The sequence below is a fragment of the Rhodanobacter sp. Col0626 genome, assembly GCF_049994385.1.
GTDB lineage: Bacteria > Pseudomonadota > Gammaproteobacteria > Xanthomonadales > Rhodanobacteraceae > Rhodanobacter.
The window spans coordinates 3,056,013-3,079,736 of sequence record NZ_CP188260.1; the positions used below are offsets into that span (position 1 = coordinate 3,056,013).

Genomic DNA, 23,724 nt, shown 5'->3' on the forward strand with positions numbered 1-23,724 from the left:
TGCGAGGGAATGCGAACGAACCGAAGCCGGAGGAAGTTGGCCGCCGGCGTACCGGATTCATCGCGGCTCGAAATGCGCGAAGACCTGGAGGGATACTGGCGCATCGGCAATCACACGGCGTGGCTCAGCCCAGGATCTGCAAATTCATTTGCCAAACGGCCACATTCAGTGCCGTGGCAAAGCTGACCCAACACAGATAAGGCACCAGCAGCACGCCGGCGACCGTGCGGATGCGCCAGAACCCGACCAGGGTGGCCACGATCAGCAGCCACAGCACGACGATGTCGGCGAACGCCAGCGCGCCGCGATGCCAGCCGAAAAACAGCCAGCTCCACAGCGCGTTCACCACCAGCTGGATCACGAACAACGCCAGCACGCCGCGCTGCCGGCGCCAGCCGCCGTCACGCCAGACCAGCCATGCGGCGATGCCCATCAACGCATACAGCACCGACCACACCGGTCCGAATACCGACGAAGGCGGTGCCCAGGACGGCTGCGCCAGGCGCTGGTAGAACGTGGCAGCGTGAACCGACGCTACCGCGCCGATAGCGGCGGCGGCAAAGCTCAGCAGCAGCCAGCCGGCCAATCCGGTGATCAGTCTCGTGCGAGTCATGCCATGGCTCCTTGTGGTGTGAGGGTGGCGCGACTGTTGCCGGGCGCGTCAAAAGCTTGAGCCACCGGATCCCGGTTTTCGCCCGGGCAACGGCGCCGTTGGAGGCTTCCGTGTAACACGGGTCCTGCCTTCGTCCAGTCAAGGCCGGGGCGTTGTGGGCGGATCACGGCCACGCACCAGCCACGCACCACCTCCGTGGGCAGGAAGGGAACCGACCGGGCTTTCTTCACGTTCGTGCATCCATGTAGCCGCCTTGTCCGTATCTGTGGATGACACGAAGACAGGTGCGTTCCCATGGCAAGCCTCAGACTCCACCCGAACACGCACTACGAGGGCATTCCGTCAGCCCCTGCGGGTACGGCCGATTCGCGTTCCTGGCTGGTGCGCACCGTGCGCCGCTGGTTCGATACCAGTGCGGCCGTGACGATCGACGAAAGCAGGGAGGACCGGATCGACTGGCTGCGCGCGGCGCCGTTCGTGGCGATGCATCTGGCCTGCATCGGGGTGATCTGGGTCGGCGTGTCGCCGATCGCGCTGATCGTGGCGGCTACCCTCTACGTCGTGCGCATGTTTGCGCTCACCGCGTTCTACCACCGCTACTTCTCGCATCGCACCTTCCAAACCTCGCGCGCGGTGCAGTTCGCGTTCGCGCTGGTCGGCGCATCGTGCGTACAGCGCGGCCCGTTGTGGTGGGCGGCGCATCATCGCCATCACCATCGCGTGACCGATACCGCGGACGATCCCCATTCGCCACGCGTGCATGGCTTCCTGTGGAGTCATGTCGGCTGGTTTCTCACGCCGCGCAACTTCCGCACCGATCTCTCGCGCGTGCCGGATCTGGCGAAATTTCCGGAGCTGCGCTGGCTCGACCGTTTCGACATCGCCATTCCGGTCGTGCTGGCCGTCGCGCTCTACGGGCTCGGCGTGCTGCTGCATCACGTGGCGCCACAACTGGGCACCACGGGCGGCCAGATGCTGATCTGGGGTTTCTTCGTGTCGACCGTCGTGCTGTTCCACGCCACGGTGACGATCAATTCATTGGCACACCGCTTCGGCAACCGCCGTTACGACACGAAAGACGACAGTCGCAATAACGTGTGGCTGGCCCTGCTCACCTTCGGCGAGGGCTGGCACAACAACCATCACTTCTTCCCCGGCTCCAGCCGCCAGGGCTTTCGTTGGTGGGAAGTGGACCTGACCTGGTACGTCTTGAAGTTGATGTCGGCGCTAGGCCTGGTGCGCGGGCTGAAACCGGTGCCGGCCTGGGTGCTGGCCAAGGCGAGGAGCTGAGCCATGCGCATCGCCGTCGTCGGGTCGGGCATCGCGGGACTGGCATCGGCGTGGCTGCTGTCGCGCCGGCACGAGGTGACGCTGTTCGAGGTCGCCGGCTATTTCGGCGGCCACACGCATACGCATGAGGTGGAACAACAGGGTCGCCACTATCGCATCGACAGCGGCTTCATCGTGCACAACCCGAACCACTATCCCTTGCTGACGCGGATGTTCGAGCAGCTGGGTGTCGAATCGCAGCCCACCACGATGAGTTTCTCGCTGCGCAACGAAGCCAGTGGGCTGGAGTACAACGCGACCACGCTGGATACGCTGTTCTGCCAGCGCCGCAACCTGCTCTCGCCGCGCTTCATCGGCATGGTGCGCGACCTGATGCGTTTCTATCGCGAGGCACCGGCGCTGCTCTACACGCAGGGCCCCGGCCCGACGCTGGGCGACTACCTGGCCGAACACGGCTACGGCACGGCCTTCCGCGACGAGCACCTGGTGCCGATGGCCTCGGCGTTGTGGTCGTCTCCGGCCAGCCAGATCCTCGGCTTTCCCGTGCGCTACCTGGTGCAGTTCATGGCCAACCACCAGATGCTGCAGGTCAGCGATCGGCCGCAGTGGCGCGTGGTCAAGGGCGGCTCGTCGACCTATGTGGAAGCGCTGCGCGCACACTGGCCGGTGCGTGAGCGGCTGAACTGCGCGGTGCGGTCGATCCGTCGCCACACGATCGGGGTCGAGATCGAAAGCGCCGCCGGCACCGAACATTTCGACCATGTCGTGCTCGCCTGCCACAGCGATCAGGCGCTCGCCCTGCTGGCCGATGCGGACGAACGCGAGCACGCGATTCTCGACGCGATGCCCTACCAGACCAACGACACCGTGCTGCACACCGATGCCCGCGTGCTGCCGGTGCGACGCAAGGCGTGGGCCGCATGGAATGCGTGGCTGCCACGCGACCCCGATGAGGCGTGTACGGTCAGCTACTGCATGAATCTGTTGCAGGGCATCGAGTCGCCAGAACCCTTTGTGGTCACGCTCAACCGCAGCGGCGCGATCGATCCGGAAAAAGTGCTGGCGCGCATGCAGTACCACCATCCGGTTTACAGCCATGCCTCGGTCGCCGCGCAATCGCGCAAGGCCGAGATCCAGGGCCAGCGCCACACCTGGTTCGCCGGCGCGTACTGGGGCTGGGGTTTTCACGAGGACGGCATGCGCAGCGCGGTCGAGGTGGCGGCCGCGCTTGGCGTGCGCTGGCCGGTTGGCCGGGGTTCCATCCACGCCGTGCCATCGCGCGGCGAGGAGCTCGCGGCGTGAACGCCAACGTCGACATGTCGACGCTGCCGTTGGCAAGTGCGGTCTACGAAGGCTTGGTGCGTCACCGTCGCCTCGCACCGCATCCGCACGCGTTCAACTACCGCATGGCCCAGCTCTATCTCGATCTCGACGAGGTCGAAGACGTGTTCAGGCAACGCTGGCTGTGGTCGAACGAGCGGACCAACGTCGCGCAGTTCCGCCGCAAGGACTATCTCGGCCCCACCGAGCTGCCGCTGACCGAGGCGGTACGCCAGCGCGTGGAGCAGGCCATCGGGCGGCGCCCGGCCGGGCCTATCCGCATGCTCACCCATCTGCGCTACTTCGGCGTCGTGTTCAATCCCGTCACCTTCTACTACTGCTTCGCCGCAGATGGCGTGACGCTCGATTGCGTGGTGGCCGAAATCACCAACACGCCATGGAAGGAACGTCACGCCTACGTGCTGCCGGTCGAGACCGCGCAGCCGCGTGGCCGGGCGATGCACTGGACGTTCCCCAAGACCTTCCACGTCTCGCCGTTCATGCCGATGGCGCGCGAGTACGACTGGAGTTTCACCGCGCCGGCCGACCATCTGCACGTGCACATGGACGTGTTGCGCGATGGCCAGCGCGAGTTCGACGCCACGCTCACCCTGCAGCGCCGGCCGTTGACCAGCGCATCGCTCGCGCGGGTGCTGTGGCGCTATCCGCTGATGACCGGTCAGGTCGTCGGCGCCATCCACTGGCAGGCGCTGCGGCTATGGCTGAAGCGCAATCCGGTGCATGACCACCCTGCTCTTTCCTGAAACCGCTGCACCGAGGTTCGCGATGAACGAGATTGCCAAGACCGCCACGTACGAGAGCTCTCGCCTCGGCACCGTCGACCGCTTCCTGCGTCGGCAGCTGCTCGACCAGCTCGCGCAGCTGCGCCACGGCCGCGTGCTGTTGAGCGACGACGGCGAACAGCTCGAATTCGGCGAGGCCGCAGCCAGCCATCCCGACCTGCAGATCCGCATGGAAATCCTCGACCCGGCGTTCTATCGCGCGGTGGCCACCAACGGCAGCGTGGGCGCCGGCGAGGCGTACATGGATGGCTTGTGGCGTTGCGACAACCTGGTCGGACTGGTGCAGTTGCTGGTGCGCAATCGCGACATGCTCGACGGCATGGAAACCGGACTGGCCCGCCTCGGCGGCATGGCCATGCGTGGCTGGCATGCACTGCGCCGGAACACCCACGGCGGTAGCCGTCGCAACATCGCCGCGCACTACGATCTCGGCAACGATTTCTTCAGCTTGTTCCTGTCGCCCGACCTGATGTACTCCTCGGCGATCTGGACCGATCCGGCCGGTACGCTGGAAGACGCTTCCACCCGCAAGCTGGAACGCATCTGTCGCAAGCTCGACCTCAAGCCCACCGATAAGGTGGTTGAGATCGGCACCGGCTGGGGCGGTTTCGCGCTGTATGCCGCGCAGTACTACGGCTGTCACGTCACCACCACCACGATCTCGCGCGAGCAGCATGCGCTGGCCAGCGAGCGCGTTGCCGCCGCCGGCATGAACGCGCACGTCACCCTGCTGCTGGAGGATTACCGCGACCTGCGCGGGCAGTACGACAAGCTGGTCTCGATCGAGATGGTCGAGGCGATCGGCGCGCCGTATATGGACACTTATTTCGCCCAGCTCGGCGCGTTGCTGAAACCCGACGGCGTGGCCTTGCTGCAGGCGATCACGATCGAGGATCATCGCTATGAGCAGGCGCTGAAGGCGGTCGACTTCATCAAGCGCCATGTGTTCCCGGGCAGCTTCATTCCCTCGATCAACGCGCTGCTGGCGGCGAAGACGCGCGCCAGCGACCTGGCGCTGATCCAGCTGGAGGATTTCGGCGCCTCGTACGCGCTGACCCTTAAGGCGTGGCGCGAACGCTTCATGGCGAAGCTGACGCAGGTGCGTGCGCAGGGTTTCGACGAGCGTTTCATCCGCATGTGGGAGTTTTATCTCGCCTATTGCGAGGGCGGCTTCCGCGAACGTTCGATCGGCGTGTCGCACCTGTTGCTGGCCAGGCCAGGCTATCGACGCGCGGCGCCGCTGCCGGAGATCGACCCGGCACATGAGTTGCCTGCATGAAATTCTGGGCCAGCCTCATCGGTTACCAGCTGGTCTGGTTCGCCGCAGTGATCGGTGCCGGACACGGGTTGGCGTGGCCGGGCGTGGCAGGCATGCTGGTCTACGCCGGCTGTCAGTTGCTGCTGGCGCGACACTGGCGCGTCGACCTCACACTGATGGCCACGGCGTTCGTGTTCGGCTTCATGCTCGATGGCGGACTAATCCGCGCGGGGCTGGCCAGTTACGCGGCGGCGTGGCCGGGTCTGGCGATTGCGCCGGCGTGGATTCTCGCCTTGTGGATGACCTTCGCGCTGACCTTCAGCCAGTCGCTCACATGGCTGCAGACGCGCTTGTGGCTGGCCGCCTTGCTGGGCCTGCTCGGCGGACCGATAGCCTATCTCGGCGCCGCGCGTGGCTGGCATGTGGTGAGCTTTGCCGAGCCGGCCTGGCGCGGGCTGCTCTGGCTCGGTGTCGGCTGGGCACTGGCCACGCCGGCGCTGGCGCGGGTGGCCCGACGTGCCCATGCCGACGTGTCGCAACCGGATGTCCTGCGAGGTCATGCACCATGAATATCTGGATGCAGATGCTCGGTCTGTGGCTGCTGGCCGTGGCGATGATGAGCCTCGGTTGGCTGTGGCAGCGCCGGCGCAGCAACGCCGGCATCGTCGACGCGTTGTGGGCCTCTGGCGTGGGCGGCAGCGCGGTGTTCTTCGCCCTCTTCGGCGATGGCGCGACCGGACCGCGAGTAACGCTGGCCGTGCTCGGCGGGGCATGGGGCTGGCGCCTGGCCGCGCATCTGTGGACGCGCGTGCGCGGCGAGCCGGAGGACGGTCGCTACCAGAACCTGCGCGCACACTGGCGAGGCAGCCAGTGGAAGTTCTTCGCGTTCTTCCAGTTCCAGGCGGCGCTGATCGCGCTGTTCGCGCTGCCGTTCGTGGCAGTGGCACGCAACCCCGCCATATCCGTTCCGTGGATCGTGCTGGCCGTCGCGATCTGGCTGGTCAGCGTGGCCGGCGAAACCGTCGCCGACCGTCAGCTCGCGCGCTTCCGCGCCGATCCGGCCAACCACGGCCACACCTGCCGCGATGGACTGTGGCGCTACTCGCGCCATCCGAACTACTTCTTCGAATGGATCCACTGGTTCGCCTACGTCTGTCTGGCCGTGGGCTCGCCGATCGTTTGGCTGGCCTGGGCCGGACCGCTGGTGATGTATGTGTTCCTGCGCTGGATCAGCGGCATTCCATACACCGAGACGCAGGCGCTGCGCAGCCGTGGCGACGATTACCGCGCCTATCAACGCAGCACCTCGATGCTGATTCCCTGGTTTCCGAGAGGACACAAGTCATGACCACTTCCGCCTCATCCGACGAACTGCTGCCGGAGCAGCCAGCCACCGGCCTGCTCGGCCTGGCCGAGCGCGGCCGCATTCCCGACGCGCTGTTGCGCCAGGGCATCCGTCGCCTGTGCGCACAACGCCTGCGCGAGGAAATGGCCGGTGGGCTGGATCAGCAAGCGGCGCGCTTCGCCGCGCGCATCGACATGCTGCGGCACAGCCCGGTGGCGATCCACACCGATGCCGCCAACGAGCAGCACTACGAACTGCCGCCGGCGTTCTTCGAACTGTGCCTGGGCAAGCGCCTGAAGTATTCCGGCTGCCATTACCCGCGCGGTGACGAATCGCTGGAACAGGCCGAGGACGCCATGCTGAAGTTGTATGGCGAACGCGCCGAGTTGAAGGACGGCCAGCGCATTCTCGAACTCGGTTGCGGCTGGGGTTCGCTCACGCTGTGGATGGCCGAACGCTATCCGAACGCACAAATCGTCGCCGTCTCCAACTCGAAACAGCAACGCGAACACATCGAGGCGAAATGCCGACAGCGCGGATTGTTCAACGTGCGCGTGATCACCCAGGACGTGAACCGGCTGGAGTTGGAGCCGGTGCAGTTCGACCGCTGCGTATCGGTGGAAATGTTCGAGCACATGCGCAACTACGACGTGCTGCTCAGCCGCATTGGCAACTGGCTTAAGCCAGGCGGCAAGTTGTTCGTGCACATCTTCGCGCACAAGACGCTGATGTATCCGTTCGAGACGGCCGGCGCGGACAACTGGATGGGTCGGCACTTCTTCACCGGCGGCCTGATGCCGGCGTCGGACACGCTGCTGTGGTTCCAGCGTGATCTGCGGATCGAGCAACGCTGGCACGTCGACGGCACGCACTACCAGCGCAGCGCCAATCACTGGCTGGCCAACCAGGATGCGCGCAGGGAGCAGGTGATGGCCGTACTCATCGAGGCTTACGGCCGGCAGGCCGCGGCGCTGTGGTTCCAGCGCTGGCGGATGTTCTGGATGTCCTGCGCCGAACTGTTCGGCTACGCCGATGGCCAGGAGTGGCTGGTGGCGCATTACCGCTTCGTGCGGCCCTGAGCGCGATGCGCTCTTTTCATCCGGAGCAAGCGCATGTCCATGTCAAAAATTCTGCTGGTGACACTCGGCCTGATGATCGCCAGCGCTGCCGTTCATGCCGCCGACCTGCCGCCGATCAAGCCGGTCGCCCAAGTCGACCTGCCGCGCTTCATGGGCAAGTGGTACGTGATCGCCACCATTCCCACGCGTTTCGAGAAGCATGCCTACAACCCGGTCGAAACCTACACACTGCAAGCGGATGGCAACATCTACACCCAGTTCCACTTCCGCAATGGCGGCTTCGACAAACCCGTCAAGGCGATCCACTCCACCGGTTTCGTGAAGGCGGAGAGTGGCAATGCGGTGTGGGGCGTCCAGGTGTTCTGGCCGGTCAAGGCGCAATACATCGTGGCGTATCTGAAGGACGACTACAGCCAGACCATCGTCGCCCGTGACGCACGCGACTACACCTGGGTCATGGCACGCACGCCGACGATTTCCCAGGCCGACTACGATGCGTTGATTGCCCGCGTGGTGAAGCTCGGTTATGCGGCGAAGGACATTCGCAAGCCACCCCAGGCATGGCCTGCGGGCGGCGACTGAATGCCGGCGAAAGCAGGCGGGTCAGATCCCGCACAACAGCCGTTCGCAGATGGCGCGATACAGCGAGGGCAACGTCTCCAGTTCGGCGACCGCCACGCACTCGTCCACCTTGTGGATGGTCGCGTTGACCGGGCCGATCTCGACCACCTCGGCACCCATCGGCGCGATGAAGCGGCCGTCGGACGTGCCGCCACCGGTGCTTTGCTCGGGGTCGATGCCGCACAACTCGCGACACACCGCCACCACGGTTTCACGCAGCCTGCCACCGGGCGGGGTGAGGAACGGCTCGCCGGAGAGATTCCAGTCCAGCGCGAAGTCCAGGCCATGCCGCTGCAGTATGGCTTCGGTGCGCTCCTGCAGGTCTTGTGCACGGCTGGCGGTGCAGTAGCGGAAGTTGATCAGCGCCGCGAGTTCGCCGGGAATCACGTTGGTGGCACCGGTGCCAGCGTTGAGGTTGGAGAACTGGAACGAGGTGGGCGGAAAGTCGTCGTTGCCCTCGTCCCAACGTTCGGCAACCAGTTCGGCCAGTGCGGGGGCAAACGCATGGATCGGGTTCAATGCTTTCTCGGGATAGGCCACATGACCCTGCACGCCGCGTACGCTGAGCGTGCCGGACAACGAGCCACGCCGACCCACGCGGATCAGGTCGCCGAGTTTCTGCTTCGTCGACGGCTCACCCACCACGCACCAGTCGATCCGTTCGCCACTCGCACGAAAATGTTCGACCACCTTGCGCACGCCGTCGAGATTGATCGGACCCTCTTCGTCGCTGGTCAGCAGCAGGCCAACCCGGCCACGATGAACCGGATGCGCCGCCACGAACTGTTCCAGCGCCACTACCATCGCCGCCACCGAGCCCTTCATGTCGGCCGCGCCACGGCCGTATAGAAGGCCATCGCGCACGGTCGGTTCGAAGGGTGGGCTCTGCCAGGCTGCCTCGGGTCCACTGGGCACGACGTCGGTGTGACCGAGGAAAACCAGCGTCGGCCCGCCAGCACCGTGGGTGGCCCACAGGTTGTCGACCTCGCCGTAGCGCAGGTGCTCGACCCGGAAACCCGAACGCGCCAGCCGCTCGCCGATCAGCGGCAGGCAACCGGCATCCTCCGGCGTTACCGAGCGACGGCGGATCAGGTCACAGGCGAGCTCGAAGACGTCGGACATGGGTACTCACGTAGCGCGGCACAGAGGCGATGGCACAGCATACCAAGCGGCCCCTGCCCGTTTCCTCAACCCATCAACACCACGCCCAGCAGGTGCCCCACGGCGTAGGTGATCGCCGCCGCCGCGGCCGTGATGGCGAACTGGCGGCCGATCGAAAACAGCATGCTGCGCCCGGTGAACAGCGAGGTGCCGATGCCGATCAGGGCCAGTCCCGTCGCGGTGGAACAACTACTGGCCAGTAACGCGGCGTGACCACCGAGAAAGAAGTACGGCGCTACCGGGAACAACGCACCGCAGGCGAACAGGCAGAACGAGGAGATCGCCGCGCCATATGCCGACCCGCCCAGTTCCGCCGGGTCGACGCCCAGGTCCTCGCGCACCAGCATGTCCAGCGTCGCCCGCGGCGTCTCGGCGATGTGCTCGGCCAGGTGTTCGGCCGCGGCCGGCTCCAGTCCTTTCTCGCGATAGAGGCCGGCGATGTGCCGCAAGCCGTCTTCCGGCGCCACCGCCAGCCGTTCGGCTCGTTCGGTGATCTGGGCCTGGTAGAACTCGCGCGAGCTGTTCACCGACAGCCATTCGCCCAGCGCCATCGAACACGCGCCGGCCACCAGTCCGGCCAGACCGGCCAACAGCACCGCACGGTCACCCGATGCGGCACCCGCCATGCCCATCACCAGGCTGACGTTGGAAACCAGTCCGTCATTGGCACCCAGCACCGCTGCGCGCAGCGTGTTGCCACGCTGCGGACGATTCCGGCGCCCATGCACGCCAAGCTCGTCCACGGGAACGAAGTGATCGCGATGGCCGCTGCGATCGACCGGCGTGACACCGTGGTCGGCGTGTTCCAGTCGCACCACCGTCGGCATCACGAACTCGGTGCCGAAACGCTGTGCGAACCATCCAAGCGCGCGGATACGCAGGCCGATTCGCGCAGGCGGCACGGTTTCGCCGAGCTCGTGCAGACGCGCTTCCCAGAACTGCGCGTTGACGTGTTCACCCGCGGCGATACGTCGGTAGGCGTGGCTCAGGCGCGTATCGGTGGCCAGTTCCGCCAGTCGCGCATACAACGCAGCGTTGTCGCGCTCGATACGCAGGTTGCCTCGGAACCGGCGGACGCGGCTACCCCTGTCGGCTCCCGGTTTCAATGGTCCAGCTCGTCATCGCGCTGGCCGAGATAGACCAGCGCGACCAGCAACACGACGACAAAACGAAACGCGCTGGCCAGGCCATTCCACTGCGTGGACATCCACATGCCGAACCATTCGCCGCCGACCGCCATGAAGCCGCCCAGCCACAGCAGCAAGCCGACGGTGAGTCCGGCCACGGCGATGCGCTTGGCCCGATGGAACGTCGTGGCCGATGTGTGGCGAGCACGCCACATGCGCCAGAAGCCGAGTCCGCAAAGCGCGGCGGCAAGCGTTTCGGCGACGATGATCGACACGTAGGCTGCGTGCTGCAGCAACGGCGCATGGATGGCGCGGCAGTGGATGCTGGCGCCGGGAAAGATCGAGTCCATCGCCAGCACGTGCTGCACGAACAGCAGGTTGCTGCCGTAATCGGTGATGTTGCCGAATGCGACCAGCGCCAGCCACAGCGCGATGGTCGCGATCAGCCCGATCTTCGAAAGACGTACCGGCATCGTCAGCGTCCGAACAGTTTCTTGAAGCCGTTGTCGCTGAAACCCACACTCACCACGCCATCGGGTTGCAGCACGACCGGCCGGCGGATCAGCGCGGGATATTCCTTGAGCAGCAGCGTCCATTCCGGATCGCTGCCTGGGTTCTTGCGTTGCGGCAGCAGGTTGCGCCAGGTCGTGGAGGACTTGTTGACCAGTTTCTCCCAGCCGCCCAGTTGCGCCGCCCAGTCCTTCAGCGTCGCCGCCGGCACCGGCTCGGCGCGGTAATCGACGAAGTCATGCACCACGTCGAAACGGGCCAGCCAGTTGCGCGCCTTGCGGCAGGTATCGCAGTTCGCCAGTCCATACAGCACCGGGTTCATTCACCGCTCCGCAACAGTTCGTTGATGCTGGTCTTGCCACGCGTCCTCTCGTCTACCTGCTTGACGATGATCGCCGCGTACAGACTGTGGCTGCCATCGGCCGCAGGCAGGCTGCCAGCCACCACCACGCTGCCGGCCGGCACGCGACCGTAACTCACCTCGCCGGTGGCGCGGTTGTAGATGCGGGTGGACTGACCCAGGAACACGCCCATGCCGATCACGCTGCCCTTCTCTACCACCACGCCTTCGACCACTTCGGAACGCGCGCCGATGAAACAGTGGTCCTCGATGATGGTGGGATTGGCCTGCAGAGGTTCCAGCACGCCACCAATGCCGACGCCACCGGACAGATGCACGCCTGCGCCGATCTGCGCGCAGGAGCCGACCGTGGCCCAGGTGTCGATCATGCTGCCAGGACCGACCCAGGCACCGATGTTGACGTAGCTGGGCATCAGCACGGCGTCCCTGGCGATGTACGCGCCGCGCCGCACCAGCGCGCCCGGCACCACGCGTGCGCCAAGCTGCTGCAGTTCGGCATCGTTGCCGTGGGCGAAACGCAGCGGCACTTTGTCGAATGCCTGTGCCGGGCCGCCATCGACCACCTGGTTTTCGCTGATGCGGAAATACAGCAGTACGGCCTTCTTGATCCACTGGTTCACCGTCCAGCCGCCGTGACCATCCGGCTCGGCGACACGGTGCTCGCCGGTTTCCAGCAGGTCGATGACCTGGCCGATGGCCGGCCGCAGATGGGTCTCGATTTCGGCCTGGGTCAGCTCGTTGCGGCGTTCGAAGGCGTCGTCGATCAGCGTTTCAATGGATTGCATGGGATTTGTTCGTCAGGTGGTAATCGGTTGGAAAGCAATATCGAAGCTGGCGGCAAAGAGTACATGCTGCCGCCATCGTTACTGATGGTTTCATCGGTCTTTAACGCAGGCAGGCGATACATTGCACGGACACCAATTCTTCCACATCCAGCCCAGGAGTCGGAAATGAGCCAGGTCACGGTTGCCGTTTTTGTGGGAAGTCTGCGCAAGGATTCATTCAACCGGCGGCTTGCTCGCGCGGTGGAGAAACTGGCCCCGGGCGAGTTCACGTTCAAGCACATCCAGATCGACGACCTGCCGCTGTACTCGCAGGATTTCGATGCCGCGTATCCGGCCGTGGCCACCCGGCTGAAGAAGGATGTCGAGGCCGCTGACGCCTTGCTGTTCGTCACGCCCGAATACAACCGGTCGGTTCCCGGCGTGCTGAAAAACGCCATCGACATCGCGTCGCGCCCGTGGGGTACCAACTCGTTTGCCGGCAAGCCGGGCGCGGTGCTCGGCACCTCGATCGGCTCGACCGGCACCGCCATGGCACAGCAGCACCTGCGTAACGTGCTGACCTACCTCGACGTCCACACACTCGCCCAACCGGAAGTGTTCATCCATTTCAAAGATGAGCTGATCGCCGACGACGGCACCTTCAAAAACGCAGACACCACGAAATTCCTGCAGGGTTTCGTGGACAGGTACGTGGCGTGGGTGAAACGCTTCACCGATTGAAAACAACCGGTTCACACGGCGATTTTTTCTGCATCGAAAGAGACATTTCACCGCTTCGAGACGAGCGATATGCCCATCATGTGTTGCCCGCTCGCATCGCGAGAACACAGCATGACGCCGGCAGCCTGTCATCGATAGTCGCCTTCGTCGTCACGACGCGAGATTCGTCCCTTCAACCTCCCGCAGGGGTTGCATCATGCAAGAACAAATCAACGAAGGATTCATGGTCTTTGTCTCCGATGGAGACGAAGGCGTCGGTTCGGTCCGCAAGATCCGGCATGGACTGCCCGAACTTGTCGTCTATATCGAGAACGCCGGTGACTTCGTGGTGCCGATCTCAGCCGTCAAGGCCATCCACTCCGACAAGGTGGTGCTCGATTTCGACCGCCTGGACCTTCGCGTGCGCAACGCGATTCGCCACGCACGCGACTCGGAAGATCCGAACTACACGTCGCCTGAATCGTCGGAAGAGGAATAGCCGCAAGCGACAAATAGCCCAAGCGACAAGGCCCCGCCCCGGACACAACAACGGCGCGGACCCGAAAGGCCGCGCCGCTGCTGGATTTCAAATTGGTGGGCGGTACAAGGATCGAACTTGTGACCCCTACCATGTCAAGGTAGTGCTCTACCGCTGAGCTAACCGCCCGTCGCATGCCGAACCGGCTACGCGAGCCGCGCAGTATACGGGAGCGGCCCGCGGTCGACAATATCCCCGAAAAACCCGCCAGGCTCAGCGCAGGGCCTGTTCACGCAGTTGGTGGATCTGGTCACGCAGGCGGGCGGCGTCCTCGAACTCCAGATTCTGGGCATGCTTGTACATCTGCGCCTCCAGCTTTTTCAGCATCCCCGCCGCCTGCGGCGCGCTCAGCCCGGCGTAATCGGCCGCCTGCTCGGCCAGGGCGGCCCGACCGCGCGGGGACGACTTGTTGCCGCGGCGGTTGCCGGCCTCGCTGCGCGCGCCCTCCATGATGTCCGCAATGCGTCGCACGATGGTGGTCGGCACGATGCCTTGCTGCTCGTTCCAGGCCATCTGCTTCTCGCGGCGGCGGGCGGTCTCGTCCATCGCCGCCTGCATGGAGCGGGTGATGTTGTCGGCGTAAAGGATCGCCTTGCCGCGCACGTTGCGGGCGGCGCGGCCGATGGTCTGGATCAGCGAACCGGTGGAGCGCAGGAAGCCCTCCTTGTCGGCGTCGAGGATCGCCACCAGCGACACCTCGGGCATGTCCAGCCCTTCGCGCAGCAGGTTGATGCCGACCAGCACGTCGAACTCGCCCAGGCGCAAGTCGCGAATGATCTCGCTGCGCTCGACCGTCTCGATGTCCGAGTGCAGGTAACGCACCTTCACATCGTGTTCGGCCAGGTATTCGGTGAGGTTCTCCGCCATCCGCTTGGTCAGGGTGGTGACCAGCACGCGGTCGCCGATCGCCACCTGCTTGTGTACCTCGCTGAGCAGGTCGTCCACCTGGGTGCGCACGGGGCGCACTTCCACCTCGGGGTCGACCAGGCCGGTCGGGCGCACCACCAGCTCGGTCACGGCGTCACCGGATTTGTCCAGCTCGTATGCGCGCGGTGTGGCGGATACATAGATCGCGCGCGGCACGCGATCTTCCCATTCCTCGAAACGCAGCGGTCGGTTGTCCATGGCCGACGGCAGACGGAAGCCGAACTCGACCAGGGTTTCCTTGCGCGAGCGATCGCCCTTGTACATCGCGCCGAGCTGCGGCACGGTGACGTGTGACTCGTCGACCACCAGCATGCCGTCGGCCGGCAGGTAATCGAACAGGGTCGGCGGCGGCTCGCCCGGCGCGCGCCGGGTCAGGTGGCGCGAGTAGTTCTCGATGCCCTGGCAGTAACCGACCTCGGCCATCATCTCCAGGTCGAAGCGTGTGCGCTGTTCCAGCCGCTGCGCCTCGACCAGCTTGTTTTCCCTGTACAGATATTCCAGCCGATCCTTCAGTTCGACCTTGATCGTCTCGATAGCGTTCAGCACGCTCTCGCGCGTGCTGGCGTAATGCGTGCGCGGGTAGACCGTGTAGCGCTGGACCTTGCGGATCGTCTCGCCGGTGAGTGGGTCGAACAGCGCCATGCCCTCCACTTCGCCGTCGAACAGTTCGATGCGTAGTGCCTCGGTTTCCGATTCGGCCGGGAACACGTCGATGATCTCGCCGCGCACGCGATAGGTACCGCGACGCAAGTCCATCTCGTTGCGTGTGTACTGCAGTTCGGTCAGCTGGTGGATCAGCTTGCGCTGGTCGATCCGTTCGCCCTTGGCCAGGATCAGGCGCAGGCTCAGGTAATCCTCGGGATTGCCGAGGCCGTAGATCGCCGATACCGTGGCCACGATGATCGAGTCGCGCCGCGACAGCAGCGCCTTGGTCGCGGACAAGCGCATCTGCTCGATGTGTTCGTTGATCGAGGCATCCTTCTCGATGAAGGTGTCCGACGCCACCACGTAGGCTTCCGGCTGGTAGTAGTCGTAGTAGCTGACGAAGTACTCCACCGCGTTGTTCGGGAAAAACTCCTTGAATTCGCCGTAAAGTTGCGCTGCTAGTGTCTTGTTCGGCGCCATCACGATGGTCGGACGCTGGATCCGCTCGATCACATTGGCGATGGTGTAAGTCTTGCCCGAGCCAGTCACGCCAAGCAGGGTTTGCGCAGCCAGGCCAGCCTCGAAGCCTTCGGACAGGCGCTGGATCGCCTGCGGCTGGTCACCTGCAGGCTGATAGGGGGCGACGAGTTGGAAGCGGTCAGTCATTGACTACAAGTGTGGGTGCGATGACGTATTTTAAATCGGGCCTGCTGACAACCTGCGTCAGCAGAGACCGACGTTCAGGTGACCTTGCGGGCTACTGGCTACGCTTCGCCAACACCCTAGCATGGGCGTTCCGGACAACGCAGGGAATGCGCCGTGACGATCCGCAGGATGGCTGGACCGCCAGCCACGCAGCGTGGCACGACCCTGATCGAGCAAGTCATGACGCTCGTGATCGCAGCGATACTTACCGGTGTGGCCATACCGCCCATGCATCGCCTGCTTGGCCGCAACCGGCTGCAGGCCGCCCAGACGGACTTCATCGCCGCCCTGCAGCACGCGCGTGAAACGGCCGTGACGAGTGGCCGGCGCACCCTGTTCTGCCCCACCCTCGACGGCAGCAGTTGCGTCGACCAGACACGCTGGGATACCGGCTGGCTACTGGCACACGACCAGGACGGCGACCACCAGCCCGATCACGATCCGCTATACATCGGCCGCCGCTACGATGGGAAATTGGTCATCTATAGCAGTACGGGCCGGCACTACGTGCGCTTCAGCCCGGAAGGCAATGCCAGCGGCAGCAACATCACCCTGCTGTTTTGCCAGCAAGGCAACACAGCTGGCGCGCTGAGCGTGATCGTCTCCAACGCAGGCAGAATCCGCGGCGCCCCCGCAAACGCGGCGCAGGCAGTGCAGTGCGCACAGGCAGGCTAATTCGATATCCGGAAGCGCAGACAAAAAAAACCGGCTCGCAAGCCGGCTTTTCCTGATATGGCGCCCGAAGTTGGACTCGAACCAACGACCCCCTGATTAACAGTCAAGTGCTCTAACCAGCTGAGCTATTCGGGCGTGAGCTGCGTAGTTTGTCGAGGCCGCGATGAGCTGTCAAGCCATCGCGTGCAGATTATCGCGCATGAATTCAGCCGGTCAGCACCCGATAGCACGGTACGTAGGCCGCGCCGCCGGGCAGTTTCATGCGGTGTTGTTCGACGAAGGCCTGCAACAGCTTGTCCAGCGCGCGCATGATGTCCGCGTCGCCGTCGATGTCGAACGGCCCGTGCTGTTCGATCGCCTGCACGCCCTCCTCCTTGACGTTTCCGGCGACGATGCCGGAGAACGCGCGGCGCAGGTCCGCTGCCAGTTCATGTCGCGGACGATCGTGGTGGATTTGCAAGGCGCGCATCGCCTCGTGGGTGGGGCGGAACGGCAGCTGGAATTCCATGGGAATTTGCAGCGCCCAGTTGAAGAAGAACGCGTCCTTGGTGTCCAGCCGGTTGTGGCGCACCTTGTCGAGACCCTTGGTCATCGTCCGCGCCACTGCGGCCGGATCGTCCACGATGATCTGGTAGTGCTGCGCCACCTCGTCGCCCAGGCTCAGTCGCAGGAATCGGTCGATCTGTTCGAAATAGGCGGCCGACTGGCGCGGCCCGGTGAAGATCAGCGGGAACGGCGTGCCGGCGTTGTCCGGGTGCAGCAGGATGCCGAGCAGGTAGAGGATTTCTTCGGCCGTGCCAACGCCACCGGGGAACACGATGATGCCGTGCCCCATGCGCACGAACGCCTCAAGCCGTTTCTCGATATCCGGCATGATCACCAGGTGGTTGACGATCGGATTCGGCGACTCGGCGGCAATGATGCCCGGCTCGGTGATGCCGATGTAGCGGTTGTGCCGGCGCCGCTGCTTGGCGTGCGCGATGGTCGCACCCTTCATCGGTCCCTTCATCGCGCCGGGGCCGCAACCGGTGCAGATATCCAGTCCACGCAGGCCGAGCTGGTAGCCGACAAGCTTGGTGTAGTCGTATTCCTCACGCGAAATCGAGTGACCGCCCCAGCACACCACCAGGTTGGGATCGACATGCGGCTTCAGGATGCGCGCATTGCGCAGGATTTCGAAAACGCCCTGAGTCAGCCCGGCCGAGCCGTCCAGGTCGAAACCGACCTGCTCCAGCTGAGTGGACACGTAGACGATGTCGCGCACCACCGCCACCAGCAATTCGTTGATACCGCGAATGATCTGACCGTCCACGAAAGCCTGCGCCGGGGCGTGGGTCAGTTCGATCTTCATGCCGCGATCCTGCTGCAATACCTGGATGTCGAAATCCGGATACTGCTCAAGGATCGCCCGCGGATCGTCGCTGATGTTGCCCGAGGTCAGCACGGCCAGGGCACAACGCCGCAACAGCGCATGCAGCCCCGAATCGCTGGCCCCGCGCAGGCGCGCTACTTCGTTGCGGGAAAGGATGTCCAGCCCGCCAACCGGGGAGATCCGTGCGCTGACGGTAGCGGCCTTTTCGGCGCCTCCGGTGTGTGTGTCGTTCATTCGAATTGCTCTCCTTGCCGCTTCTTTTTGGATACCGCGCTCGCTCTGGGCGAGACAGACCGCCTAGCTTCCCGCGCCAGGGCGCGCACGGTCAAGCGCGCCCACAAAAAAACCGGCGCCCTCGCGGGCGCCGGCCTGTTTTTCTCGCCCTGAAACGTCAGATCAGAACGTGTACTTGAGGGTGAGCATCGCCGACCAGCGCGAAACGACGTTGGTCTTGGTGTAGGTGCCCGAGTCGTAGATCGTCTGCAGTTCCGGCTGGTAATTGCCGTTCTTGTCGGTCGGCAGCTTGTAGATGTACTTGCCGTCGGCACCGACGCCACCATAGCTGGCCAGCGAGCGGGTGTTGTAGAAGCCCATATCCTCGGTGTGACCCCAGTTCTTGTTGACCAGGTTCAGGAAGTTATAGACGTCCAGACGGATCTCGCCCTTGTTGTCCTTGAAGATGCCCGGGATTTCCTGGCGGAAGCTCAGGTCGAGTTCGTTCACCCAGCCAGCGTTCACGTCGTTGCGCTTGGCAATCTCGCCCTGGTGCTTGCGCAGGTAATCATTACCCTGGATGTAGCCAAAGAACTGGCTGATCAGGGCATTCGAGGCCGCTTTACCCTTGGAATCCTGAAGCGTCACGTCGCCCTGGCGCGGGATATAGACCAGGTCGGTGCCCTGGCCGAAGCTGTCACCATTCGCATCGTTGTCAAACACCCAGCTGTACGGCCGACCCGTGTGACCGTCGTAGTTGGCAGTGATGCTGGTGGTGTAGTTGCCGAAGAAGTGGTGCATCCAGGTCAGCGAGGCGCTTACACGGCGCGACGTCGAGTAATTCGCGATGGCGTCGACGTTCTCGTTGGGATTGACCCAGGCGTTGTTGGAGAAGCTGGAGTTGGCCTGGCTGGATGTGCCCGGGTTGACTTCCCGTGCGTGCGAGAACGTCACGCCAACGTTGCCGAACCAGCTATCCGAGAACGGCTTTTTCAGGATCACCGACAGGCTGTCGGAACTGCCCTTGTGCGTGTTGGTCAGGTACGTTGAGCTGGCTGCGAAATTGGGGTTCTGCCCTTGGCGTGCATCGCCGGCGCTGCCACCCTCACCCGCAGTCTTCCAGTACTGGTAACGGCCGTCCGGCAGGACGAGTGCGTTGCCAGCCGCATCGGCCAACGGCGCGCCGATATTCAGGCTCTGGTACCAGATACCGTTGCGCACCTTGATGTGCTGGTATTCGGCCGACAGCACCGTGCCCCAGAACGGCATCTCGCGATCAAACCCGAGGCTGAATTTCCACACCGACGGCAGCTTGAAGTTCGGATCGATGGTATCGACCGCCATGATCGGCTTGGTACCTGCACCACTGGTGTTCTGGTTGTGCGGATCGGCGCTGAAGTTCGGACAGGCGACGAAGCTCGTTCCGATCTTGCAGGTGCCGTCGGCCTGGCGGTTGTACTGGTAGGTGACGAGGTTGATGCCGTTGTTGGCAAACGGGTTCGTCATCCAGACGGTCGGCGGGTTGGACTGGAACAGGCCCACGCCACCGCGCAACTGGGTCATGCGCTCGGTGTCGAAGTTGTAGTTGAACGACAGACGCGGCTCGACCAGCTTCTGGCCATCGATGGTGTTGTCGTTATGGATCGGCGTGATGCCCGCTCCAGGCACGTAATCCACGATGACCTTGCCATCCGGACCGACCGCGAAGTTCTGGTCCACCGCCGAGTTGTAGAGCGGCTTGTCACCGGTCTTGGCCAGGTCGACGCGGAATCCGTACTGGACCGACAGGTTGTTGTTGACCTGCCAGGTGTCCTGCAGGAAGAACCCGTACTGGTTCAACGTCCATTTTGCAGCGATGTCGCTGATGCCATAGCCGGGCGCCGGCTGGTACAGGTTGTAGGAACCGTAGTCGCCGTAGTTGGCCGAACCCGGGGTCAGGCTGTCGATGCCATAGAACGTATAGGCACCGAACTGGGTCCGACCGAACAGATTGAAAATCTTGTCCTTCTCGAAATCGACACCGCCCTTGATGGTGTGGTCACCGGCGTAGAGCGTGCCGGCGAAGAAAGCCTTCCAGGTCTTGACGTTGATCTGGTTGTAATGGCTGTACTGGTCTTCACCGAGGTCGACGTACGGCGCACCGCCAGTGATGCCATCCGTGGAGGTCAGGTCGACAAACACCTGCGGCTGCTGCGCCTCGGCACCGCGAACCTGCGAGAACTGGTTCAGGCTGACCTTGGCCTCGGTGGAGAACTTGTCGTTCCAGTCGTCGAACACCTGCAGCACGGTGTGCTTGGTATCGCTGGACTTGGTGTACCAGTAGCTGCTCAGGCCAACCGAGTTGCCGGAATTGCCCTGGATGATCGGCTGGAATTCCTTGGTCTGCTGGTAGGTCAAGCTGGCACGGTGATTGTCGGTGATGTTCCAGTCCAGCTTGGCCAGGTAGCGCTTGTCGCTGAGGTCGCCGCCGTTGGCACCAAAAGTACCCGGAGCGAGGCCGAGGCCCTTCGCGCCGGTGATGATTTTCTGCAGGTCGCCCGGGGACACCTTGTTGGAAGTCGAGGGACCATCGCCAAGGGTGTCGTCCAGGCCATTGGCGGAATCCGCACCCAGGCCGGTGGTCTTCTCTTTTTCGAACGAGCCGAAGAAGAACAACTTGTCCTTCACGATCGGGCCACCGATGGTGCCGCCGGCGGTCCAGTCCTGCTTGTAACCGTGGTAGTTGTAGCTGGGGTCGTCCTTGTCCAGCCAGCCGGCATCACCGACCAGCTTGTCGGCGTTGCGGTAGGCGTAGTAGACCGAACCGTGGAAGTCGTTGGTGCCGCTCTTGGTCACCGCATTGATGCTGGCGCCCACGGTATCGGACGTCACATCGTAGTTGGCGGTGGAGATGTTGTATTCCTCGATGGTGTCGAGGGAGATCGGCGAGCCGATGTAGGGCATGCCGTTGGAATTCAGGCCGTACGGATCACCGACGCCAACGCCATCGACGCTGATCTGGTTGTAGCGGTTGTTCTGACCCATCGCCGAGATGGCGCCCTCGCCACGGTCGGTGATGACGATGCGCGGATCGAGGCGCGCGATATCCGCAATGGAGCGGCTCGGCGTCGGGGTTGCCTGCAGTTCGCGTTGCGAGATGTTCGTCGACATCCCCTTGTTGTCCGCCGAGAACGTCTGCGCCAGCGCATTGGCCGAGACATTGATGCTGGCGAGCTGGGTGGCGTTCTGGCCTTCCGTCGCGCCCATCGTCAGGTTGATCGCGCTGTCCTGGCCCAACTGCAGGTACACATTGTCACGCTCGGCCTGACTCAGACCGGCCTTGGACACGGTCACGTCGAACGGACCGCCCACGCGCATGCCCTGTGCCGAATAACGGCCGTCGGCATCGGTGGTGGTGATCTTGGTGGTACCCGACGGCTCATGCACGATCTGCACGGTGGCACCGGCAATCGGCTGACCGCTGCCATCCAGCACGCGGCCGCTGATCGATGAGGACGTGTCCTGCGCCATGGCGGGCACCGCGGCCGCAAGCAACGAGGCAATGGCAAACGGCAGAAGTTTGGTGCGGATTCGGCTATTCATTCTTGATCGACCTTCAGGCTCGCAACGGAAATTTACGTTTCAGGGTAAAAAACGCGACCTTGCCCGGCGCACGCCAGGCGCGACAACGGTCCACGTTTTTGGATGACCCCGGGTTTTTGTCATGTCCGGGCTCATCGACAAGATGTACCCAGACCCCCCACAGATGACCGGACCTTCCCGCCCGCCAGCTGATTGTTAAATGAATTTTAACGACATTGTATGACACTTTTGTAACGCTGACACGTCACTTGCGATCGCCTGCGTATCGCATACCTCAACACAGAGTTGTTTGAAATCAGTTGCCTGGCTGCAAAACCAAGGATCGCCCGGCCCCTTCGATGCGCTTGCACCGGAAGTACCGCCATAGAGCCATCCGGCTTTACTTACCGAGATAGCGCGCACGTTTGGCGGGTTTCAGACTCGCCAGATCCAGCATCACCAGACCATCGACGCAACCGGAAAAATCGGGGTCCTCGCCGAAGTCGAGAAATTGCACACCCTCGGGCTCGACCAGGTCGACGTACTGGCGATACAGCACGGGCAAGGTGACGCCCAGGGCATCCAGGTGGTGCTTGAGTTTGCCGAGGCCGGCGGACGCGTCCAGTCCTTCCAGCGCGGCGCGCACGCCCTGCACGACTTCCGGCGAAACCACGAAAGGCTGCCGCGCAGCGGCCAGTCCAGGCGCGCCGAAATAATGCTGATGGGCAGCGGCAATCCATTCACGCGCCTCGCGCGGCAGGCTGACCGACATGCTGACCGGGCCGAACACGTAATGCAGCTCCGGATGTCGCTGCAGGTACAGGCCGATGCCTTGCCACAATTGGTCGAGCGCGCGCGAACGCCAATAGGCCGGCGCGATGAAACTGCGCCCCAGCTCCATGCCCTGTGCCAGTCGCGATTCCAACGCCTGCGAATAACTGAACAGGCTGGAGGTATACAGCCCCGCCATGCCGCGCTCGGCGATGATCCGGCCACCATGGCCGAACCGATAGGAGCCAACGATACGCAACTCCTGCGGATCCCACAGCACCAAATGTTCGTAATGGGGATCGTAGGCGTCCAGGTCGCGCCGGGCGCCGGTGCCTTCGCCCACCTTGCGGAAGGTCAACTCGCGCAATCGGCCGATCTCGCGCATGACCGCACTGTCCATCGCACCCTTGAATAGCCACGCTTGCTTGCCGTCGCTGAGGTCGGCCAGCTTTTCGGATTGGCGCAGTTCCGCCGCCACCTGCTCGGCCGGCTCCGGCAACGCCAGCGCTGCCTGTCCGCCAAAGATCAGTCCACGATGACGGCCGACGCGGTACACATGCCGACGCATCAGCTTGGTCGCCTGCGCTGGCGAACCGCCGCTGCGCTGTTCGAGTTCCTCGGCGCCGATCAACGCGCCGATGCTGAAGCCGATCCGCCGCTTGCCCGGCGCCACTGCTTCGCGCGGCAACATCGCCGTGCTCAACGGTTTGGCCAGCATCGAGAGGCCATAGAACATCGCCGAATTGCGCGCCGCCACATGTACCGGCAACACCGGCGCCTTGCTGCGCAACGACAACCGGGCAAAGCCGTCCGACCATTTCCCGTCGCGCACGCCACCGGGACGCACGCGCGACACTTCACCCGCGGGAAACACGATCAGCGCCTCGCCGTTGCCCAGCGCGCGATAGATGCCGCGCAAACGTGACGCGGCGCCCTTGCCGAATACATCCACCGGCAACATCAGTTTGCCGAGCTGCGGGATCACCGCGAGCCAGTCGTTGCCAAGAAAACGCACGTCACGACGCACCGAACCGATCAGCTGCAACAGGGCCAGCGCGTCCTGCATGCCCAGCGGATGATTGGCCACGACCAGCAACGGGCCATCCACCGGGATGTGCTCGCGTTCGCGCGGATTGACGTGATAGCTGGTGCCGAGCACTTCCATCACACGCTCGACAAAGTCGAAGCCCTCGGCGTTGCCCACGCGCTGCAGCACGCGGTTGAATCCGTCCTCGTCAGCCAACCGCCCAAGCACTCCTGCCATCGGCCGACGAAGTCGCGGATATTGCGCCAGCCACGGCAGGCGCTCGGTAAGGGACTGTTCGATACTCAGCATGTCTGCGTC

The 23,724-nt window shown here is 63.9% G+C and carries 21 protein-coding genes and 2 tRNA genes; 11 read left to right on the plus strand and 12 right to left on the minus strand.

Annotation, left to right across the window (positions count from 1 at the left end; translation table 11 throughout):
• Window positions 1-124: 124 nt before the first annotated feature.
• On the minus strand, window positions 125-613 hold the full coding sequence (locus ACPPVV_RS13330) for a TspO/MBR family protein (protein ID WP_426700374.1): 489 nt from the start codon (window positions 611-613) through the stop codon (window positions 125-127).
• A gap of 294 nt (window positions 614-907) precedes the next feature.
• On the opposite strand from ACPPVV_RS13330, the gene ACPPVV_RS13335 reads away from it, so the two are divergent.
• The 8 genes from ACPPVV_RS13335 to ACPPVV_RS13370 are packed head-to-tail and all read left to right on the plus strand — an operon-like array spanning window position 908 to window position 8,290.
• Window positions 908-1,903 carry an acyl-CoA desaturase gene (locus tag ACPPVV_RS13335; protein ID WP_426700375.1) on the plus strand — a complete coding sequence of 332 codons (996 nt, stop codon included), beginning with the start codon at window positions 908-910 and terminating at the stop codon, window positions 1,901-1,903.
• Between the two features lie 3 nt (window positions 1,904-1,906).
• Window positions 1,907-3,205 (plus strand): NAD(P)/FAD-dependent oxidoreductase, encoded by a 1,299-nt coding sequence (locus ACPPVV_RS13340; protein WP_426700376.1) that lies wholly within the window; start codon window positions 1,907-1,909, stop codon window positions 3,203-3,205.
• Between the two features lie 14 nt (window positions 3,206-3,219).
• Window positions 3,220-3,987 (plus strand): DUF1365 domain-containing protein, encoded by a 768-nt coding sequence (locus ACPPVV_RS13345; protein WP_426703236.1) that lies wholly within the window; start codon window positions 3,220-3,222, stop codon window positions 3,985-3,987.
• The gene (locus tag ACPPVV_RS13350) at window positions 3,965-5,305 is read left to right on the plus strand and encodes a class I SAM-dependent methyltransferase (protein WP_426700377.1); all 1,341 of its coding nucleotides are present in this window, start codon (window positions 3,965-3,967) and stop codon (window positions 5,303-5,305) included. Before ACPPVV_RS13345 ends, ACPPVV_RS13350 begins: the two co-directional genes overlap by 23 nt.
• Window positions 5,302-5,853, plus strand: a complete 552-nt coding sequence (locus ACPPVV_RS13355) for a DUF2878 domain-containing protein (RefSeq protein ID WP_426700378.1) — start codon at window positions 5,302-5,304, stop codon at window positions 5,851-5,853. Before ACPPVV_RS13350 ends, ACPPVV_RS13355 begins: the two co-directional genes overlap by 4 nt.
• Window positions 5,850-6,632, plus strand: a complete 783-nt coding sequence (locus ACPPVV_RS13360) for a DUF1295 domain-containing protein (protein ID WP_426700379.1) — start codon at window positions 5,850-5,852, stop codon at window positions 6,630-6,632. The genes ACPPVV_RS13355 and ACPPVV_RS13360 overlap by 4 nt, the downstream gene beginning before the upstream one ends.
• Window positions 6,629-7,708 (plus strand): SAM-dependent methyltransferase, encoded by a 1,080-nt coding sequence (locus ACPPVV_RS13365; RefSeq protein ID WP_426700380.1) that lies wholly within the window; start codon window positions 6,629-6,631, stop codon window positions 7,706-7,708. Before ACPPVV_RS13360 ends, ACPPVV_RS13365 begins: the two co-directional genes overlap by 4 nt.
• Window positions 7,709-7,741: 33 nt before the next feature.
• Window positions 7,742-8,290: a lipocalin family protein gene (locus ACPPVV_RS13370; RefSeq protein ID WP_426700381.1), complete on the plus strand. Its 549-nt coding sequence runs from the start codon at window positions 7,742-7,744 to the stop codon at window positions 8,288-8,290.
• 21 nt (window positions 8,291-8,311) lie between these two features.
• Here ACPPVV_RS13370 and dapE read toward each other — a convergent pair whose 3' ends face one another.
• The 5 genes from dapE to dapD all read right to left on the minus strand — a co-directional run bounded on the left by dapE (window position 8,312) and on the right by dapD (window position 12,273).
• A complete protein-coding gene (dapE, locus tag ACPPVV_RS13375; RefSeq protein ID WP_426700382.1) occupies window positions 8,312-9,451 on the minus strand; it encodes a succinyl-diaminopimelate desuccinylase in 1,140 nt (379 codons plus the stop codon).
• 65 nt (window positions 9,452-9,516) lie between these two features.
• Window positions 9,517-10,596 carry a VIT1/CCC1 transporter family protein gene (locus ACPPVV_RS13380; RefSeq protein ID WP_426700383.1) on the minus strand — a complete coding sequence of 360 codons (1,080 nt, stop codon included), beginning with the start codon at window positions 10,594-10,596 and terminating at the stop codon, window positions 9,517-9,519.
• Complete coding sequence (locus ACPPVV_RS13385; protein WP_426700384.1) at window positions 10,593-11,090, minus strand: DUF2165 family protein; 498 nt, start codon at window positions 11,088-11,090, stop codon at window positions 10,593-10,595. The genes ACPPVV_RS13380 and ACPPVV_RS13385 overlap by 4 nt, the downstream gene beginning before the upstream one ends.
• A 2-nt stretch (window positions 11,091-11,092) precedes the next feature.
• Window positions 11,093-11,449 (minus strand): Spx/MgsR family RNA polymerase-binding regulatory protein, encoded by a 357-nt coding sequence (locus ACPPVV_RS13390; RefSeq protein WP_426700385.1) that lies wholly within the window; start codon window positions 11,447-11,449, stop codon window positions 11,093-11,095.
• On the minus strand, window positions 11,446-12,273 hold the full coding sequence (dapD, locus tag ACPPVV_RS13395) for a 2,3,4,5-tetrahydropyridine-2,6-dicarboxylate N-succinyltransferase (RefSeq protein WP_426700386.1): 828 nt from the start codon (window positions 12,271-12,273) through the stop codon (window positions 11,446-11,448). The genes ACPPVV_RS13390 and dapD overlap by 4 nt, the downstream gene beginning before the upstream one ends.
• A gap of 165 nt (window positions 12,274-12,438) precedes the next feature.
• On the opposite strand from dapD, the gene ACPPVV_RS13400 reads away from it, so the two are divergent.
• Window positions 12,439-12,993 carry an NADPH-dependent FMN reductase gene (locus tag ACPPVV_RS13400; RefSeq protein ID WP_426700387.1) on the plus strand — a complete coding sequence of 185 codons (555 nt, stop codon included), beginning with the start codon at window positions 12,439-12,441 and terminating at the stop codon, window positions 12,991-12,993.
• Window positions 12,994-13,189: 196 nt separating this feature from the next.
• Entirely contained in the window at window positions 13,190-13,471 is a 282-nt protein-coding gene (locus tag ACPPVV_RS13405; protein ID WP_426700388.1) for a hypothetical protein, read from the plus strand.
• A gap of 93 nt (window positions 13,472-13,564) precedes the next feature.
• Here the strand turns inward: ACPPVV_RS13405 and ACPPVV_RS13410 are convergent.
• Window positions 13,565-13,639 (minus strand) — tRNA-Val (locus ACPPVV_RS13410).
• Window positions 13,640-13,723: 84 nt separating this feature from the next.
• Window positions 13,724-15,748 (minus strand): excinuclease ABC subunit UvrB, encoded by a 2,025-nt coding sequence (gene uvrB, locus ACPPVV_RS13415; protein WP_426700389.1) that lies wholly within the window; start codon window positions 15,746-15,748, stop codon window positions 13,724-13,726.
• Between the two features lie 153 nt (window positions 15,749-15,901).
• Here uvrB and ACPPVV_RS13420 point away from each other — a divergent pair, with 153 nt between their 5' ends.
• On the plus strand, window positions 15,902-16,462 hold the full coding sequence (locus tag ACPPVV_RS13420; protein ID WP_426700390.1) for a GspH/FimT family pseudopilin: 561 nt from the start codon (window positions 15,902-15,904) through the stop codon (window positions 16,460-16,462).
• A 58-nt stretch (window positions 16,463-16,520) separates the two neighbouring features.
• Here ACPPVV_RS13420 and ACPPVV_RS13425 read toward each other — a convergent pair.
• From ACPPVV_RS13425 to ACPPVV_RS13440, 4 genes are all read right to left on the minus strand, one after another.
• Window positions 16,521-16,597: transfer RNA gene (locus ACPPVV_RS13425), tRNA-Asn, on the minus strand.
• Between the two features lie 70 nt (window positions 16,598-16,667).
• A complete protein-coding gene (ppnN, locus tag ACPPVV_RS13430) occupies window positions 16,668-18,068 on the minus strand; it encodes a nucleotide 5'-monophosphate nucleosidase PpnN (RefSeq protein ID WP_426700391.1) in 1,401 nt (466 codons plus the stop codon).
• A 162-nt stretch (window positions 18,069-18,230) separates the two neighbouring features.
• Window positions 18,231-21,629: a TonB-dependent receptor gene (locus ACPPVV_RS13435; RefSeq protein ID WP_426700392.1), complete on the minus strand. Its 3,399-nt coding sequence runs from the start codon at window positions 21,627-21,629 to the stop codon at window positions 18,231-18,233.
• A gap of 379 nt (window positions 21,630-22,008) precedes the next feature.
• Window positions 22,009-23,715, minus strand: coding sequence for a GNAT family N-acyltransferase (locus tag ACPPVV_RS13440; RefSeq protein ID WP_426700393.1), 1,707 nt, complete (start codon window positions 23,713-23,715; stop codon window positions 22,009-22,011).
• Window positions 23,716-23,724: the final 9 nt, after the last annotated feature.

Bases quoted from the DNA above. Each gene is read 5' to 3' on its own strand.
- dapE (WP_426700382.1), bottom strand. From the start codon at position 9,451: ATGTCCGACGTCTTCGAGCTCGCCTGTGACCTGATCCGCCGTCGCTCG.
- ACPPVV_RS13385 (WP_426700384.1), bottom strand. From the start codon at position 11,090: ATGCCGGTACGTCTTTCGAAGATCGGGCTGATCGCGACCATCGCGCTG.
- ACPPVV_RS13360 (WP_426700379.1), top strand. From the start codon at position 5,850: ATGAATATCTGGATGCAGATGCTCGGTCTGTGGCTGCTGGCCGTGGCG.
- ACPPVV_RS13435 (WP_426700392.1), bottom strand. From the start codon at position 21,629: ATGAATAGCCGAATCCGCACCAAACTTCTGCCGTTTGCCATTGCCTCG.
- ACPPVV_RS13365 (WP_426700380.1), top strand. From the start codon at position 6,629: ATGACCACTTCCGCCTCATCCGACGAACTGCTGCCGGAGCAGCCAGCC.
- uvrB (WP_426700389.1), bottom strand. From the start codon at position 15,748: ATGACTGACCGCTTCCAACTCGTCGCCCCCTATCAGCCTGCAGGTGAC.
- dapD (WP_426700386.1), bottom strand. From the start codon at position 12,273: ATGCAATCCATTGAAACGCTGATCGACGACGCCTTCGAACGCCGCAAC.
- ACPPVV_RS13440 (WP_426700393.1), bottom strand. From the start codon at position 23,715: ATGCTGAGTATCGAACAGTCCCTTACCGAGCGCCTGCCGTGGCTGGCG.
- ACPPVV_RS13330 (WP_426700374.1), bottom strand. From the start codon at position 613: ATGACTCGCACGAGACTGATCACCGGATTGGCCGGCTGGCTGCTGCTG.
- ACPPVV_RS13355 (WP_426700378.1), top strand. From the start codon at position 5,302: ATGAAATTCTGGGCCAGCCTCATCGGTTACCAGCTGGTCTGGTTCGCC.
- ACPPVV_RS13370 (WP_426700381.1), top strand. From the start codon at position 7,742: ATGTCCATGTCAAAAATTCTGCTGGTGACACTCGGCCTGATGATCGCC.
- ACPPVV_RS13390 (WP_426700385.1), bottom strand. From the start codon at position 11,449: ATGAACCCGGTGCTGTATGGACTGGCGAACTGCGATACCTGCCGCAAG.
- ACPPVV_RS13400 (WP_426700387.1), top strand. From the start codon at position 12,439: ATGAGCCAGGTCACGGTTGCCGTTTTTGTGGGAAGTCTGCGCAAGGAT.
- ACPPVV_RS13340 (WP_426700376.1), top strand. From the start codon at position 1,907: ATGCGCATCGCCGTCGTCGGGTCGGGCATCGCGGGACTGGCATCGGCG.
- ppnN (WP_426700391.1), bottom strand. From the start codon at position 18,068: ATGAACGACACACACACCGGAGGCGCCGAAAAGGCCGCTACCGTCAGC.
- ACPPVV_RS13350 (WP_426700377.1), top strand. From the start codon at position 3,965: ATGACCACCCTGCTCTTTCCTGAAACCGCTGCACCGAGGTTCGCGATG.
- ACPPVV_RS13345 (WP_426703236.1), top strand. From the start codon at position 3,220: ATGTCGACGCTGCCGTTGGCAAGTGCGGTCTACGAAGGCTTGGTGCGT.
- ACPPVV_RS13405 (WP_426700388.1), top strand. From the start codon at position 13,190: ATGCAAGAACAAATCAACGAAGGATTCATGGTCTTTGTCTCCGATGGA.
- ACPPVV_RS13335 (WP_426700375.1), top strand. From the start codon at position 908: ATGGCAAGCCTCAGACTCCACCCGAACACGCACTACGAGGGCATTCCG.